General features: G+C 51.7%; 17 protein-coding genes. 12 read left to right on the top strand and 5 right to left on the bottom strand.

The genetic code is table 11. From position 1 onward, the window contains the following. Positions 1–26: 26 nt before the first annotated feature. The 4 genes from sppA to arsC form a co-directional block, all read right to left on the bottom strand. Entirely contained in the window at positions 27–1,892 is a 1,866-nt protein-coding gene (gene sppA / locus ACJJIQ_RS03340; protein WP_413664961.1) for a signal peptide peptidase SppA, read from the bottom strand. 86 nt (positions 1,893–1,978) lie between these two features. Then, positions 1,979–2,326, bottom strand: coding sequence for a DUF2069 domain-containing protein (locus ACJJIQ_RS03345; RefSeq protein ID WP_413664962.1), 348 nt, complete (start codon positions 2,324–2,326; stop codon positions 1,979–1,981). Positions 2,327–2,336: 10 nt separating this feature from the next. Further along, complete coding sequence (gene wrbA, locus ACJJIQ_RS03350; protein ID WP_413664963.1) at positions 2,337–2,957, bottom strand: NAD(P)H:quinone oxidoreductase; 621 nt, start codon at positions 2,955–2,957, stop codon at positions 2,337–2,339. Continuing rightward, positions 2,957–3,301 carry an arsenate reductase (glutaredoxin) gene (arsC, locus tag ACJJIQ_RS03355; RefSeq protein ID WP_445363697.1) on the bottom strand — a complete coding sequence of 115 codons (345 nt, stop codon included), beginning with the start codon at positions 3,299–3,301 and terminating at the stop codon, positions 2,957–2,959. Before arsC ends, wrbA begins: the two co-directional genes overlap by 1 nt. Before the next feature lie 172 nt (positions 3,302–3,473). Here arsC and ACJJIQ_RS03360 point away from each other — a divergent pair, with 172 nt between their 5' ends. The 12 genes from ACJJIQ_RS03360 to ACJJIQ_RS03415 all read left to right on the top strand — a co-directional run bounded on the left by ACJJIQ_RS03360 (position 3,474) and on the right by ACJJIQ_RS03415 (position 12,696). After that, positions 3,474–4,877: a YihY family inner membrane protein gene (locus ACJJIQ_RS03360; RefSeq protein ID WP_445363698.1), complete on the top strand. Its 1,404-nt coding sequence runs from the start codon at positions 3,474–3,476 to the stop codon at positions 4,875–4,877. After that, complete coding sequence (locus tag ACJJIQ_RS03365; protein WP_444912516.1) at positions 4,795–5,256, top strand: TlpA family protein disulfide reductase; 462 nt, start codon at positions 4,795–4,797, stop codon at positions 5,254–5,256. The genes ACJJIQ_RS03360 and ACJJIQ_RS03365 overlap by 83 nt, the downstream gene beginning before the upstream one ends. Before the next feature lie 162 nt (positions 5,257–5,418). Continuing rightward, a complete protein-coding gene (locus ACJJIQ_RS03370) occupies positions 5,419–6,783 on the top strand; it encodes an L-cystine transporter (RefSeq protein WP_444927243.1) in 1,365 nt (454 codons plus the stop codon). 149 nt (positions 6,784–6,932) lie between these two features. Beyond that, positions 6,933–7,346, top strand: a complete 414-nt coding sequence (locus tag ACJJIQ_RS03375) for a hypothetical protein (protein ID WP_444915971.1) — start codon at positions 6,933–6,935, stop codon at positions 7,344–7,346. A gap of 362 nt (positions 7,347–7,708) precedes the next feature. After that, positions 7,709–8,233 (top strand): RNA polymerase sigma factor, encoded by a 525-nt coding sequence (locus tag ACJJIQ_RS03380; protein ID WP_444912518.1) that lies wholly within the window; start codon positions 7,709–7,711, stop codon positions 8,231–8,233. Continuing rightward, a complete protein-coding gene (locus ACJJIQ_RS03385; protein ID WP_445363699.1) occupies positions 8,230–8,616 on the top strand; it encodes a hypothetical protein in 387 nt (128 codons plus the stop codon). Before ACJJIQ_RS03380 ends, ACJJIQ_RS03385 begins: the two co-directional genes overlap by 4 nt. Next, complete coding sequence (locus ACJJIQ_RS03390) at positions 8,600–8,839, top strand: hypothetical protein (protein ID WP_445363700.1); 240 nt, start codon at positions 8,600–8,602, stop codon at positions 8,837–8,839. The genes ACJJIQ_RS03385 and ACJJIQ_RS03390 overlap by 17 nt, the downstream gene beginning before the upstream one ends. Next, positions 8,832–9,533 carry a DUF3106 domain-containing protein gene (locus tag ACJJIQ_RS03395; RefSeq protein ID WP_445363701.1) on the top strand — a complete coding sequence of 234 codons (702 nt, stop codon included), beginning with the start codon at positions 8,832–8,834 and terminating at the stop codon, positions 9,531–9,533. The genes ACJJIQ_RS03390 and ACJJIQ_RS03395 overlap by 8 nt, the downstream gene beginning before the upstream one ends. A 143-nt stretch (positions 9,534–9,676) precedes the next feature. Continuing rightward, positions 9,677–10,240 (top strand): glycine zipper 2TM domain-containing protein, encoded by a 564-nt coding sequence (locus ACJJIQ_RS03400; protein ID WP_413664972.1) that lies wholly within the window; start codon positions 9,677–9,679, stop codon positions 10,238–10,240. A gap of 65 nt (positions 10,241–10,305) precedes the next feature. Beyond that, positions 10,306–10,623, top strand: coding sequence for a PepSY domain-containing protein (locus ACJJIQ_RS03405; protein WP_282931896.1), 318 nt, complete (start codon positions 10,306–10,308; stop codon positions 10,621–10,623). A gap of 34 nt (positions 10,624–10,657) precedes the next feature. After that, positions 10,658–11,332 (top strand): response regulator transcription factor, encoded by a 675-nt coding sequence (locus tag ACJJIQ_RS03410; RefSeq protein ID WP_282931897.1) that lies wholly within the window; start codon positions 10,658–10,660, stop codon positions 11,330–11,332. Next, complete coding sequence (locus ACJJIQ_RS03415) at positions 11,329–12,696, top strand: ATP-binding protein (RefSeq protein ID WP_445363702.1); 1,368 nt, start codon at positions 11,329–11,331, stop codon at positions 12,694–12,696. Before ACJJIQ_RS03410 ends, ACJJIQ_RS03415 begins: the two co-directional genes overlap by 4 nt. Positions 12,697–12,724: 28 nt before the next feature. On the opposite strand, the gene ACJJIQ_RS03420 is transcribed toward ACJJIQ_RS03415, so the two are convergent. Next, on the bottom strand, positions 12,725–14,527 hold the full coding sequence (locus ACJJIQ_RS03420) for an acyl-CoA dehydrogenase (RefSeq protein ID WP_445363703.1): 1,803 nt from the start codon (positions 14,525–14,527) through the stop codon (positions 12,725–12,727). Between the last annotated feature and the right edge of the window lie 98 nt (positions 14,528–14,625).

Raw genomic sequence — 14,625 nt, forward strand, 5'->3', positions numbered from 1 at the left:
GCGCAGGCTAGAGGCGATGAAGTCTTTTAGGGGGCTAGGCAGGGCAGGCAGCGCACGTAGAGTCCGCGCGGGTCGCGGAAGCTCTGCAGTTCGCCGATTGGTGCCAAAACCGGTTGTAAGCTGTTTAACCAGGCGCCGAGTGGCAGGTTTGCCTCAAGGCTGGCGGCGATACGTGCATCCACATTATCGCTCAGGGCGCGCAGGAATCTTTCGCCGGGAGTCAGCTCGCGCTGGATCTCTATTACATCGTATTCTTCGATCTCAGCAAGCTGTGCGGCGTCGGCAATGGCGTCGTTGAGATTGCCCAGATCGTCTACCAGCCCCAGGTTTTTAGCCGCGCGCCCGGTCCAGACCTGGCCCTGGGCAATTTTGTGCACTTCCTTGGGAGTGCTGCCACGGGACTCGGCCACAATTCTCAGGAACCTGGCGTAGGTATTATCCACTCCCTGTTGCAGGATACTGGCGGCTGCCTCGGGTAGGGCACGATCCAAGCGCATGCTGCCGGCCAGGTCTGAAGTGCCCACACCATCGGTATAAATACCCAGTGCCTCGAGGGAATCCTCAAAGGTCGGGAAGGCGCCAAATACGCCAATGGAGCCTGTCAGGGTTGCGGGAGAGGCCCAGATTCGATCGCCACCGGTAGCAATCCAGTAGCCACCAGATGCGGCCAGACTGCCCATGGAGATAACGACAGGGATATCGGCTTCGCGGGTGGCGAGTAACTCTTGTCGAATTGCTTCTGACGCGAAGGCGGAGCCGCCGCCACTGTCAATGCGCAGAACCAGTGCATCAACTTCTTTTTTGCGCGCCTGTGCGATTAGTTCTCCCAGGCTTTCGCTGCCGATCCTGCCGGCGGGGGCACGGCCATCGACAATAGAACCGCTTGCCGTGATTAAGGCAATCTTATTGGGTTCTTTCTTGGCGGCGACTTCGCTGAGTTTTTGGCTGCGCAAATAGGTGAGGGCATCGATGGCTTTATAACTGCGTTCATCGTTCTCATCTTCACCAATGGTTTTGCGTAGCTCTTGAACAGCCAAGTTGCGGTTGGCGAGTTGGTCGACCAGTTTATTGGCCAGAGCAGTACGTGCCCAGTCGCCCTCATGCTGCTGCAGTTTCTGGGGTAACTCGTCGATAAATAGATCGATGCTTTCAGTTGGCAGGTTGCGAAGGCCAGTCACCTGTTCGGTGTATTCACTCCAGAGTTCATGCAGCCAGCGCTGGTTATTCTCACGAGAAGCCGGAGACATGTCGTCGCGAGTATAGGGTTCGATAAAATCCTTGTAGTCGCCAACGCGGAACACGTGGAAATTGACTTTGAGCTTTTCAAGGGCGCTTTTATAGTAATTCCGATAGACGCCAAAGCCGGTGAGCATCACGGAACCCATTGGATTCAGGTACACCTTGTCGGCGTGGCTGGCGAGGAAATATTGCGCCTGGGTGTAGTTATCACCCACCGCATAAATGGGCTTGTCGGCAGCCTTGAAGCGCTGCAGGGCTGCGCCAATCTCGTCTAACTTGCTGAGACTGCCGCCGACCATATTGTCGAGCTCCAGCACCAGTGCGGAAATGCGTTTGTCCTGTGCGGCTTTGTCGATAGAGTCGACAAGATCCTTAACCCTGATTTCCGCTGGCCCCTGGGAGCCGCCGAAGAAAATCGGTAATCCGCTGGGCTGGCTGAGCTCATCTACCAGAAATCCACTCGGAGCCACGCGCAGGGCCGCGCCTTGTGGGACTACCAGCTGTTCGTCCTTGCCAAAAATTGCGATACCCAGGAATACCAGTATTAACAGGAACACCAGGTTGGTAAACACTCGCCTCAGCCAGGTAATTGAGCCGCCAATGGCACCAAAAAAGCTGCGGAACAGTCCTTTCTCATTGGATGAATCAGTCAAACCTCAAAACTCCTTAGTGCGCTGAGGGGCAAGCGTTGTCTATTTATCAGTTACAAAATCATTAGCAATGTGAGTAGTGCCGGTGGCTATTGCATGCGATGCCAGCGGCTGCTCATCATTGATGAAAAGAATAGGATAAGGCTAAGGACTACCAGTACGCCATCCTGCCAGCCGCGTGTAGGCATCATTACGTCGACAATACTGGCAGTGATATACAGCAAAAGAATAAAACAGAGCCACAGATAGCTACGATAGTGCTGCTTTAGTAACCCAGGTAGTACCAACAGCAGTGGTATGGTCTGCAAGCACCACAGGAACAATGAGCCGCCTTCGAGGAATAGATTCCAGACGACAAACAGTACGAGCATGCCGATATAACAAATCCAGTTAATTCGCAGCGCTATCTTGAGCTTGCGCTGTACAGAATCGTTCACACTTTATCCTCTAGTTGTCGCCGTTATGTGCATTATCCAGCGTCTGTGCCAGGCTGCCGACTCGCTTGCCCAGTGCTCGGCACAGGGTTACTTCGTCATCGGAAAGCGATGTGGCGTGTTCACCGGACCAGTGTGAGGCACCATAGGGTGTGCCGCCAGTGCGGGTGCGCATTAAGGCGGCTTCGGAGTATGGGATGCCGGCGATTAACATGCCGTGGTGCAGCAGGGGCAGCATCATGGATACCAGCGTAGTTTCCTGACCACCGTGAAGACTGCCAGTTGCGGTAAATACCGCAGCCGGCTTACCGGTAAGGCTGCCATCGAGCCAAATATCACTGGTTTGGTCAAGGAAATAGCGCAGCGGAGAGGCCATGTTGCCAAAGCGGGTGGGGCTGCCCATCAGTAAACCGGAGCAATTGCGCAGGTCCTCGATTGTACAGTAGGGGGCACCTTCGGTGGGTACCGGCGGCTCGCTGGCTTCGGTGTCTGGGGATACGCCGGGCACGGTGCGCAGGCGAGCGGTAATCCCGCTGGCCTCTACGCCGCGAGCCAGTTCGGTGGCCATGCGCGCTGTGGCGCCGGTGCGGCTGTAGTAGAGGATGAGGACATAGCCTTCGTTGTCCCGATCCATCAGATCAATCCCAGTACATTTTCAGGGGGCCGCCCTATCACTGCTTTGTCACCTTTTATAACGATCGGGCGTTGGATCAAAATAGGGTTTTGAGCCATTGCGTCGATTAACTGGGATTCTGCCAGATCTTTGTCTTTCAGGTTTAACTGCTTGTAGGGTTCTTCACCAGTGCGCAACAACTGTCGTGCATCAATATTCAGTTTGTGTAGCAACTGCTGAATATCCTCGGCAGAAGGTGGGGTTTGTAGATAGAGAACCACCTCCGGTTCAATACCGTTATCCTGCAATAACTGTAGGGTTTGGCGGGATTTTGAGCAGCGGGGGTTGTGGTAAATCGTCCACATTGTGGCGGCATCCTGTTACTGTTTGGCGTATTCTAACCGAAGAATGTTGCGGAGTTCTAAGGCGCTTCTGAATAATCCTCCCAAAGTTCTGCGGGGTTTTCGGGAGCTCCTTGGCTAATTGGGGCAGTAATACTGCGGCCTGGGCGAGATGTCCAGGCATAGAGAGATCACAATGAGAAGCACCGTTAAGGATTGGGGAAACCACTGGCTGCGCTTTGCGACGTCACTGTGGAAACTGTTTGATGAAAAGGATTGTCGGCAACGCGCGGCTGCTCTCACTTACCTGACACTGTTTGGCATAGTTCCCCTGGTGACGGTGAGCTACGCCATGTTGTCACTGTTTCCCGACTTTGCCGGCTTGCAGAGTAGGTTACAGGACCAACTGTTCACCCACTTTTTGCCTCAGAGTGGGCGCGAGATCCAAAAATATATCAGCAGTTTTTCCGAACAGGCACAGCGTTTGACGGGCGTTGGTATCGCGATGCTGATTATTACTGCGGGTTTGACCCTTCGCGGTATCGAGGGGACCTTTAACTCTATCTGGGACGTCCAAAAAGGCCGCAGCGGCGTTTCGAGTTTTCTTTTGTACTGGGCGATATTAAGTCTCGGTCCAATCCTATTAGGGGCGGGCCTGGCGACAAGTACTTTTGTCTTTTCACAAAAATTTTTCTTGGGTGGAGCCGATTCCTTTGAGGTAACTTCGTTGTTATTCAGGGTTCTGCCGTTTATTTTCAGCTCCATAGTTTTTACCCTACTGTTCATAGCTGTGCCCAATTGCTATGTCCCGTTGCGCCACGGAATAGAGGGGGGGATCATAATCTCGATTGCTTTCGAGGTTATGAAGTACTTATTCGGCTTGTTGGTAGCGCGGAGTTCAGTCCAGGCAATTTATGGGGCATTCGCTGTTGTTCCCCTGTTCCTGCTTTGGATTTATCTGATGTGGATACTGGTATTGGCCGGCTGTGTGTTGGTACGCACACTATCGGTTTATCACGCTGCGACCCAGGAGCGGGAGCATTCTGACCTGGTTGCCCTCCTTATTGTTCTCTGGCAGATGTATAAGAAATGCGCGCAGGGGAGGCCTCTGAAGGAGCGCGATATTTCCCGTATGGGAATCAAGTTTGTTCAGTGGCGAAGGTTGCGGAATATCCTTCAGGTTAATCGTATGGTGACCCAAACTGATCGCAATGATTATGTTTTGCTAAGGGACCTGAATACGGTGTCCCTGGTTGAATTGGCGGGTTGGTTGAGTGTGGAGTGGATGCCCAGTGGGGTTCCCGCAAGCCTGGATGGATTGCCCTGGTATGGAGAGGTAGAGCAACGCTTTGCCAATGCCAGAGAGTCAACCCGGGAGCAATTAGGTATTACTGTTGGGGAGTTGTTCCTGGAGACCGAGCAAAAAGAGGCTGAAGGTAAGCCCCTTGAGCTGGGCCACGACGGCGGGACTGATGATAAGCAAACAAACTCTGAAAGCGGGGGAGAAAGTGGGCCTGATGAAAATAGTCAAAGTGAAGATGACAAGAGCAGCAGCGGTCACCTTTCTTTTGTTGGTATGCGGAATAAGCGCCTGCGCTAAAGACGATAAATCGCTTCTAGCCATTGATGGGGAAGAGTTGGATGTATCGGGTAAGGTTTTGCTGGTTAACTATTGGGCAGAGTGGTGTAAGCCCTGTCGAGAGGAGATCCCGGTCCTTAACCAACTGGCCGACGGTAACAACAATGTCGTTGTTGTTGGGGTGAACTTCGACAATTTACCGATTGCGGAAATACAAAAACAGGCGGATAAGTTGGGTATTACTTTTCCCGTTCTAGTGGCCGAACCGCAAGGGCGCTGGGGGCAGGAGAAGCCGGAGGTGCTGCCTTCTACGTTCATTATTGGTACCGATGGACGCTGGCATAAAACATTGGTTGGGCCGCAGGATAGAGACGACTTTATTTCGGCTCTCAATCTATAGCGAGTACTAATGGAGTGCTGGTAAAAGCCGGCGGGGTAACAGTGGATTATTAGAAGCTCCCAAACTTTATAAAACTATAACTAACACATCTATAGGCTTGTGACGGATCGCTGATAGCATGCCGCCACTTTCCCCTTTTGTTCCGGGTGGGACCCAGACCTTATGCATATCAGTTCATTTGCTTTCCTGCTTCTATTTATTGTTTTTCTATACGGACTTTTTCGCTGGCAGCGAGGCCGTGACTCCCTCGCACCAGCAGTGCTGGCTGGCCTGATTCTTGGAGTTATCTTTGGAGGCACCCTGCAACTGTCTCGCGGATGGGGGGCTGCACCCGCAGAGGTGATACCTTGGGTAGAGATGATAGGGGACAGTTACGTAAATCTATTGTATTTACTCGTGATGCCCCTGGTGCTGACTTCCATATTAGTGGCGGTAGTTAAAGTCAGCCATACCCAGGCGCTGGGCAAAATCAGTATTTCAGTCCTGGGGGTGCTATTGGGAACAACGGCGGTGGCCGCTCTAATTGGCGTGGCTATGGCCGAGCTATTTGGTTTGTCGGCTGCGGGATTGGTTGAGGGTTCCAGGGAAGCTGCGCGAGTGGAAGTGCTGAATGAGCGCATTGGCAAGGTCACAGACCTTTCCATTCCTGAGATTATTACCTCTTTTGTGCCGCGCAATATTTTTCTGGACCTGACCGGGGCTCGCTCTACTTCTGTTATAGCGGTGGTTATATTCGCGGTGCTTTTAGGGTTGGCAGCCTTGGCGGTTCGCCGTGAATTTCCCGAAGAGGGCGCAGCGATTGAGCGCTTCGTTCATGTGGCTCAAGTCTGGGTTATGAAGCTGGTGCGACTAGTGATGGCTTTTACCCCTTACGGCGTGATGGCTTTGGTTACCGGCCTGATCGCTAAATCCAGTATGGGAGATATTCTTAACTTATTGAGTTTTGTGCTGGCCTCCTTTACGGCTATTGGTTTGATGTTCCTGGTGCACGGTCTGCTGCTACTGATTAATGGTATCAATCCGCTGCACTATTTCACCAAGGTATGGCCGGTGCTGGTTTTTGCCTTTAGCTCCCGCTCCAGTGCTGCAACTATTCCCCTGAATGTCGAGACTCAGGTGGACCAGCTGCGTACGTCTCCAGCAATTGCCAATTTCTCTGCATCTTTCGGTGCGACTATTGGGCAAAACGGCTGCGCCGGCATTTATCCGGCCATGCTGGCAGTGATGGTGGCAGTGCCGATGGGGATCAATGTATGGGACCCAGTATGGATTGCTACTTTAGTGGCGGTTGTAATGATCAGTTCTTTCGGTATAGCGGGCGTTGGTGGCGGGGCGACCTTTGCAGCCTTGGTGGTACTGCCGGCAATGGGGTTGCCAGTTACTATCGCGGCTCTGCTAATTTCTGTTGAGCCCCTGATTGATATGGCGCGAACAGCGCTGAATGTTAACGGCGCTATGACTGCTGGCACCCTGACACAACGCTGGCTCGGCGATGAAGTGCCCGGCCCGGAAGTTGTAGAGGGTTGAACAGAGAATGGTACTTTGTGCACCGATTATTTTTGTCTTCTGATTTCGCTGATTTTTCATAGGAGTCCTGTCAACCAGCTCCAGTGCCTGACGTTATAGTCAGTGCTGTTAATGCATTGAGTTTTTTGTTCACGGAACTGGAGCAACTTATGAATAAACTGATAGGACTGTCAGTACTGGCGCTTAGCCTTGGTTTTCCCCTCTCGCTGCAAGCTGAAAGCAGTGAGGATAATGGACATGATCGCGGCGACCGTATTGAAAATCGTCTCGATCGAAAGGGGGATCGCATTGAAGAGCGCCTTGATGATAAAGGTGATCGTATTAATGAGCGCCTGGACCAGCGGTCTGAGCAGGCTGCCGCTAATGGGAGAGATAAATTAGCTGCACATTTAGATAAAAAAGGTGATCGTATCGATAGGCGCCTGGATAACAAAGGTGAGAAAATAAACGAGCGCCTCGATAAAAAAGGCGAGCGAATAGATAATAGATACGATCGGAAGAACGAACGCGGCGAGCGGACAAAAAAGCACCATCGTAGATCCCGTGACAACAATAACGATTAGTGATTGTTGGTTGTAGCAGGCATTATCTAGTGGGTTGCGGCAAACTAAGGAGCCTCTGAATAATTCCGTGATATTTCTATAGTCTTGGAAGACTGCAGTCGCTAGGCGCAGCCTGCTGATAAAGGGCTTAGTCCTTTGCAAGAGCTATGCAGTAGCTGGGGCCTTCTAAGTCTGTCCTACGGGGATTTCAGAGTGGTTCATACTCTGTGCTGCGACTTCTCAAAAGGTTTAAACACTCCTGTGAAGCCGCGCCTAGACTGTGAGCTGCCCTGACAGCCAAAGAAATATCACGGAATTATTTAGAGGCTCCGCAATAGCCGTAGAAGGATTGCATCCTCGTCAAGGGACCTCAATCGGCTTTTATGGATCAGTTTCTCGCTTCAGTAGAAAAGCGGGCATTCACTATGGCGAAATATGCTGTAGGGGACCGTGATGATGCGCTGGATATCGTTCAGGACTCTATGCTTGCACTCGTCAAAAGCTATAGCTGCCGAGACCGTGCGGAGTGGCGCCCATTATTTTTTACCATTCTTAATAACCGCATAACCGATTGGCATCGTCGCAAGAAAAACCTGTCCCGTTGGCAGCTGTTGAAAGATAAACTTCCTATTAATAGCGAAGGCGATGAATGGGATCTGAGTGAATTTCCCGACCCCAACGGCCGCAGCCCGGATAGTGTCCTAATCGGTGAACGTACGATTGATGCCATTGACCGCGCCATTGAAAAGTTACCTCTGCGTCAACAGCAGGCTTTTTTGTTGCGCTGCGTTGAAGGCTTTAATGTCAGTGAGACAGCAGGGGCTATGGCTTGTAGCGAGGGAAGTGTGAAGACTCACCTCTCTCGAGCATTGCGCAGCCTGCGGGTTCATTTGGAGGCGATGGAATGAGTAATTTAGAAAACAATTCATCGACTAACGAGAAGCGTATACTCGGAGCGGCCAGTGCCGCTGTTATACGTAGAGAGAGATCGCTCGATACGGAAACCCTGGCTGAGTTGCGGCGAATCCGCTCCGAAGCGCAAGATCAAAATAATAAAAAACGGTACTTTTCACTCAACACCTTGTATCCATACCTTCCAGTTACAGCGGCTTCTGCCGCAGTGCTATTTCTTGCTCTATGGTGGCCCAGTTCTGTTATCAATAATGAAAGTCGTACAGAGCTGCTAGTGAGTGGTGATTGGCTGCTGGATGAAGATATGGATATCGAGATGATTGAGGATATGGAGTTTTATCAGTGGTTGGCGGAGGAGCTGGATGGGCACTCTTCGTAGTGTTTTATTCATCATATCTATGTGTGCGCTCGTATTTCCAGGTACTACCGAGGCGGAGGAAGCTGAGCCTCTGCCGGAGGAATTCCTGTTATTCCTGGAAGAGTGGGTCGATGAACAAGGTGATGTCGTTATCCCTGAAGATCCCGAGTTGGTTCAAGGTCCCGGGCAAACCCAAGAAGGCACCAAAAGCAAAGATATATGGCCGGGGGACAGTCATGATTAAAACCCTGGTCGCAACTTGTTTGATGGCAGCCTCTCTGCTTTGGGCTGGTATGGCGTGGTCTGTGGAGTGGAAAAACCTAAGTGATAGTGATCGCAAGCTGTTACAGGGCATGGAAGAGCGCTGGCCCAACATGTCTGATAGCCAGCAGGAGAGGTTGTTGCGGGGTGCGCGTCGATGGAACTCAATGAGCCCTGAGCAGCGTGACAATGCTCGGCAGCGCTATGAAAAATGGCAGTCTCTGCCCCAGGAGCGCCGTAATCAGCTGCGGGAATCTTATCGACAGTACCGCGCCCTGCCGGAAGGCAGGCGTGAGAGTATCCGTGAGGCTCGTGAGAGATATCGGCAGATGTCCCCCGAACAGAGAGAGCAAGTGCGCGAGCGCTGGCGGGAAGCTAGGGGCGATAGGAGTGAACCGCAAAGGCCCAGAGGTGATAGGGCTCGGGGAGAGCGAGCGCAAGGGGATAGACTCAGGGAAGATGGGCCTAGGAGGGATAGGTCCGATGAGAATAGACCTAGGGGAAACCGGCACAGAGAAGACCGACCAAGGGGCGACCGGGCGAGAGGAGATAGGCCCAGAAGGGAGCACGAAAGGGGGAGAAGGCACCAGGATTCTCGGCCTAGGCGTGATCGAGAGGCCAGTGACCGACGAGAGGGTGATGAGGAGACTGATAGTTCATCTGGGGCTCCTGAATAGTGCCCTGCCATTCAAATTCCAATCCTGAGAGGCTGGCTTATCGTTTTACCTCGCTGCTACGCTGGTACGACAGTGTAATTCAGCGTCTATTCAGATCATCTTAAGTAATCTGGCTCCCGTTGATGACTAGCGGGAGATATATCGTGCAACTATACAAACAGCTAATCGCGGGTGCGGCAGTTGCGGCACTGGTGGGTCTAAGTTCTACTGCCAGCGCGGGCCCCCGAGGCTATGCTGCGGGTGGCTATGATTATGCGCGAGTTACCGAGGTTACTCCCGTCTACACCGATGTTCAGGTTGTTACACCGACGACTCAGTGTCGCGATGAACAGGTTGCCTATCGCGAGCCGACTTCCCCTGCAGGTACTGTAGTGGGGGGACTTATAGGTGCTGCAATCGGCAATAACTTAGGCGATCACGGCCACCGTGGACGCTACGGTTATCATCGCAGTCACAATCGTGGCGGCGCCACAATCGCAGGGGCTTTGGTGGGCGCCCTGGTAGGTAACCAGATCAGCCGTGCCAATGCTCCAGTCCACTATGCAACAGAGTCCCGTTGCCATGTTGTAGATGAATACTCTACAAGAAGGGAATTAGTCGGATACGATGTCCGCTATCGGTATAATGGGCAAGTTTACTTGACTCGCACTGACCATCATCCGGGCGATAGAATCCGGGTCCATGTCGACGTCTCACCGGCTCTTTGAGCCCGGTTGAGGGCGGCAGGGAGTTTATAAAGGGTGGAAAATTGGATATCCACAGGAGCCGCACCGTGAAACTGAATCGTACCTTACTTGGCTTTATTGCTTTTACCGCTGTGTTTTTGCCGGCGCTCTGCAGTGCCACGGTACACAGCTACCCCGCTTATGAGCGGGAGAGTTTCCAGCCCCACTTTCTTCGTGTTCAAGGGGGAGAAATCTCAAGGGATCGGGCTGCTTCAATCGTAAAACAACGCTTTGGTGGAAAAATTCTCGCCATTTCTGAGACCAAAAAACAGGGGCGAGCCGTGTATCGGGTGAAGGGACTGTCGGCCAAAAGCCAGGTTTATGTGGTGTTTGTCGATAAACAGAGCGGCCGTATATCCCGATAGCAGAATAATTGCGAGCCGCAATAAGGTAATTACTATGCGCGCACTATTAGTTGAAGATGAAGCATTACTGCGGCAGCAGCTGGCAGAGTCCCTGCGCACGGCCGGGTACACCGTTGACGAAGCCCCCGATGGAGAAGAGGCACTGTATCTGGGAAGGGAATATCCCTACGACGTGGCAGTAATGGACCTGGGTTTACCCAAAATTGATGGTATCCAGGTTATTGAAACACTGCGCCGTGAAGAGAAGCATTTTCCTATTCTGATTTTAACGGCTCGGGGACACTGGCAGGAAAGGGTCTCCGGCCTGGAAGCTGGCGGGGACGATTACCTGGTAAAACCCTTCCATACTGAAGAACTGCTCGCACGGTTGAATGCCCTGGTGCGCCGTTCCGCAGGTTTCTCATCACCGACGATTAAAGCTGGACCTATCGTTCTGGATACCAGTGCGCAACGGGTTAGTGTGGATGAAGTTGAATTGGACCTGACTTCGTTTGAGTACAAGGTACTTGAATACCTGATGCTACATCCGGATGAAGTGGTGTCAAAAACCACCCTGACAGAACATATCTATGAACAGGACTGTGACCGGGACAGCAATGTGATAGAGGTGTTTATTGGACGCCTGCGGAAAAAAATTGATGCGGCAGCCAAGCTTAAGCCTATCGAGACTCTGCGCGGGCGCGGCTATCGCTTTGTGATTCCGCAGTGAGATCCATCAATTTCCCCCTGCTTTCTTATATTCTGGGTTCCTTAAAGGGGCGTCTGGCCCTGGTTACCAGTCTTGTGCTGGTCGGCTTTATTCTTCTTATCTCTGGAGTCCTCGAGCACGCCTACCGCACGTCCCTGAATGAAGCCAAGCAGCGGGAGCTGCAGGTCTACATTTACACCCTGCTGGCGGTTGCTGAGCCGGAAGGCAAAACCCTGATTCTGCCCCCGAGTTTGCCCGAACAACGCTTCAACCAGCCTGATTCCGGTTTGGTGGGCGCTGTTATTGATCGGGAGGGTGAGATTATCTGGCGTTCGGAGTCAGCCCTGGCAATGCCGCAGCTGGAGTTCTATCCGCTTTCCCAGGGGCAGGAGTCCTATTCGCAGGTATCGGTTCCGGGAGAAGAGGGAAGTTATAGCAGTTTCCGCCAAGGGGTTGCCTGGGGGCTGGAAGATGAAAATTTGTTTACCTTTGCAGTGCTCGAGGATGCGGCCCCGCTACAGGCTCAAGTGGGGCAGTTTCGCTCAACCATGTGGCACTGGTTGGGGTTGGGAGCATTGTTATTAATCCTTGCACAGTGGTTGGTTCTGCGCTGGGGGTTTTCTCCGCTGACAGCCCTGGCTAATGCGCTTCAGGAAATGCAGCGTGGGGGTGCTGATCGATTGGAGGGTAATTTTCCTCGGGAGCTGCGCCCACTGACAGATAACTTAAATCTGTTGATTGAAAATGAGCGCCGCCAGAGAGAAAAAACCCGGCATACATTAGCTGACCTGGCCCACAGCCTGAAGACGCCACTAGCGGTATTGAAAGGTCTCAAATTTTCTGGAGATTCAACAACCGCCGGCAAGACGCTAACGGATCAGGTGCAGCGGATGGACAGTATTATCAGCTATCAACTGCAGCGGGCAGTAACCAGTTCGCCGAAATCCATTATACGGGGGACACCGGTCGCGCCACTGCTCCATAAAATACTGGATGCGCTTGAAAAGGTGTATCGCAGTAAGCCGTGTGATGTCGAAAGTTCCTGTGCTGAAAACACCCTGTTTTATGGTGACGAAGGTGACCTGATGGAAGTCCTGGGTAACTTGCTGGATAACGCTTATAAATATGGTGACGGGAAATTATCGGTTGCCGTTGAGAATATGGAAGATACTCGCAAACTGTCTATTCGAATTAAAGACAATGGCCCAGGGCTGGACAGTGAGAAATGGCAAGCGGTTACCCAGCGGGGCGTTCGCGCCGATGAACAGCAACCTGGGCAGGGTATTGGACTTGCCGTGGTAGTGGATATTGTTGAGAGCTATGAAGGGCAAATACATGCAGCCCCTCTTCCTCAGGGAGGTACGGAAATTACGGTACAACTGTAATTTCCGTTTTGCTCGACAAGTCGTTTAACTAGAACCAATTTTCCTGCATGTCGAAAGGAACGCTATTGCCTGATTTCAGCAGTGCGATAGCTGTCTCTGTTTTTGGCAGCTCCCATTCAAAATAGTATTTCGCAGTGTGTAATTTACCCAGGTAAAAATCCTGAGCTTCACTGTTAGGATTCTTTTCCAGTGCTTTTTCTGCGATAACTGCCTGCTGCAGCCACAACCAGGCGACTACGGTACAGCCAAATAAATCCAGGTATAGGGTGGCATTACCCAGGCCGCGATCCACATCTTCCTGAAGCTGGGAGAATAATGCAAAACTTGTCTCATCCAATTTTTCCAGGGCTTCTTCCAGCATTTTGGCCATAGATTCGAGCTTAGGTTTATCCCTGGCCTGCATAATCGTATTGCGGATCTCTGCCTGTAACAGTTGGTAGCCAGCAAGATTTTTTGACGGTACTTTCCGGGCCAGTAAATCCAGGGCATGGATGCCTTCTGTACCTTCGTGAATTGCGTTAAGGCGATTGTCTCGATACAACTGCTCTACCGGGTATTCACGAATATAACCCGCTCCCCCCAAAACCTGAATCGCCAACTCATTAGCTTTTAGGCAGTACTTGGAGGGCCAGGATTTTACTACGGGAGTTAGCAGATCGAGCAGTGTTGCAGCATTGTTGCGCTGCTCTTCTGTAGGGGCTGTATGCTCATCCTCGTAAAGTGAGGTGGCATAAACACTCAAGCTTAAGCCACCTTCAGCATAGGCTTTTTGCATCAGTAGCATACGGCGAACATCGGCATGCTGGACGATAGGGACCTGTTTGGATTCAGGATCTCGGTTAGAGGGCATACGTCCTTGTGGGCGGCCCTTGGCGTACTCAAGAGAGTAAGTGTACCCCTGGTATCCAAGTACAGAAGCGCCAGCTCCCACACTGATACGGGCTTCATTCATCATTTGGAACATATACTTCAGGCCCTGGTGGGGTTCACCGATCAGGTAGCCTATAGCGCCACCGTCCTCACCAAAACTCAATACCGTTGATGTGGTATTGCGGTAACCCATTTTATGTAGCAGGCCTGCGAGTTTTACATCATTGCGTTTTGCCGGTTTCCCCTGCTCGTCCAGAAGGAATTTGGGAACCAGAAAAAGTGATATTCCCTTCACACCTGCGGGTGCGCCTTTAATTTTTGCCAGAACCAGGTGAACGATATTCTCAGTGAGGTTTTGATCGCCACCAGAAATATACATTTTCTGTCCGTGAATACGGTAGCTGCCGTCTTCTTCTGGTAAGGCGCTAGTGCGAATGTCTGACAGCGCGGAGCCCTGATCCGGTTCAGTTAGTGCCATAGTCCCGGCAAAACGTCCGTCCAACATTTGTGGAAGGAATTGCTTTTTAAGCGACTCGCTGGCGAAAGTGCGTACCAGATTGGCCGCGCCAATGGTCAAGAACGGGTAGCTAGCACTGGCAACGTTTGCTGCGGCCATATAAGCGAGTGCTGTGCGCAGAATAACTTCTGGCAATTGTAGTCCGCCTTCCTCTGCATCACAGTGAGCGGCGAGAAATCCTGCAGAGGCAAAAGCATCCCAGGACTGTTTGGTTTCTTCGATAACGCTGACGTTTTCACCATCAAAGCTCGGTTCAATCTCATCGCCTTTGGCGTTGTGATTAGCGAAAAATTTTTCTGCAATGGTGTGTGCGGTATTCAGTGTTGCATCAAAAATTTCACGGGAATGATCACTGTACCGAGGGCGATTGATTAGGGCTTCGGTATCTAAAAATTCATAAAGTAAAAAATCGATTTCACGCTCGTTGAGCAGCTGATGGGCCATGTTTACCTCTTACATTATTCTTTTTGGGTAATCCGTTTAATTTCCAGGTAGTTTTCCATTGAATATTTTTATGCTGGAACTCTACGATTCAAGTGTAT

It is taken from the genome of Microbulbifer maximicatervae (SeqCode) (genome assembly GCF_052468295.1).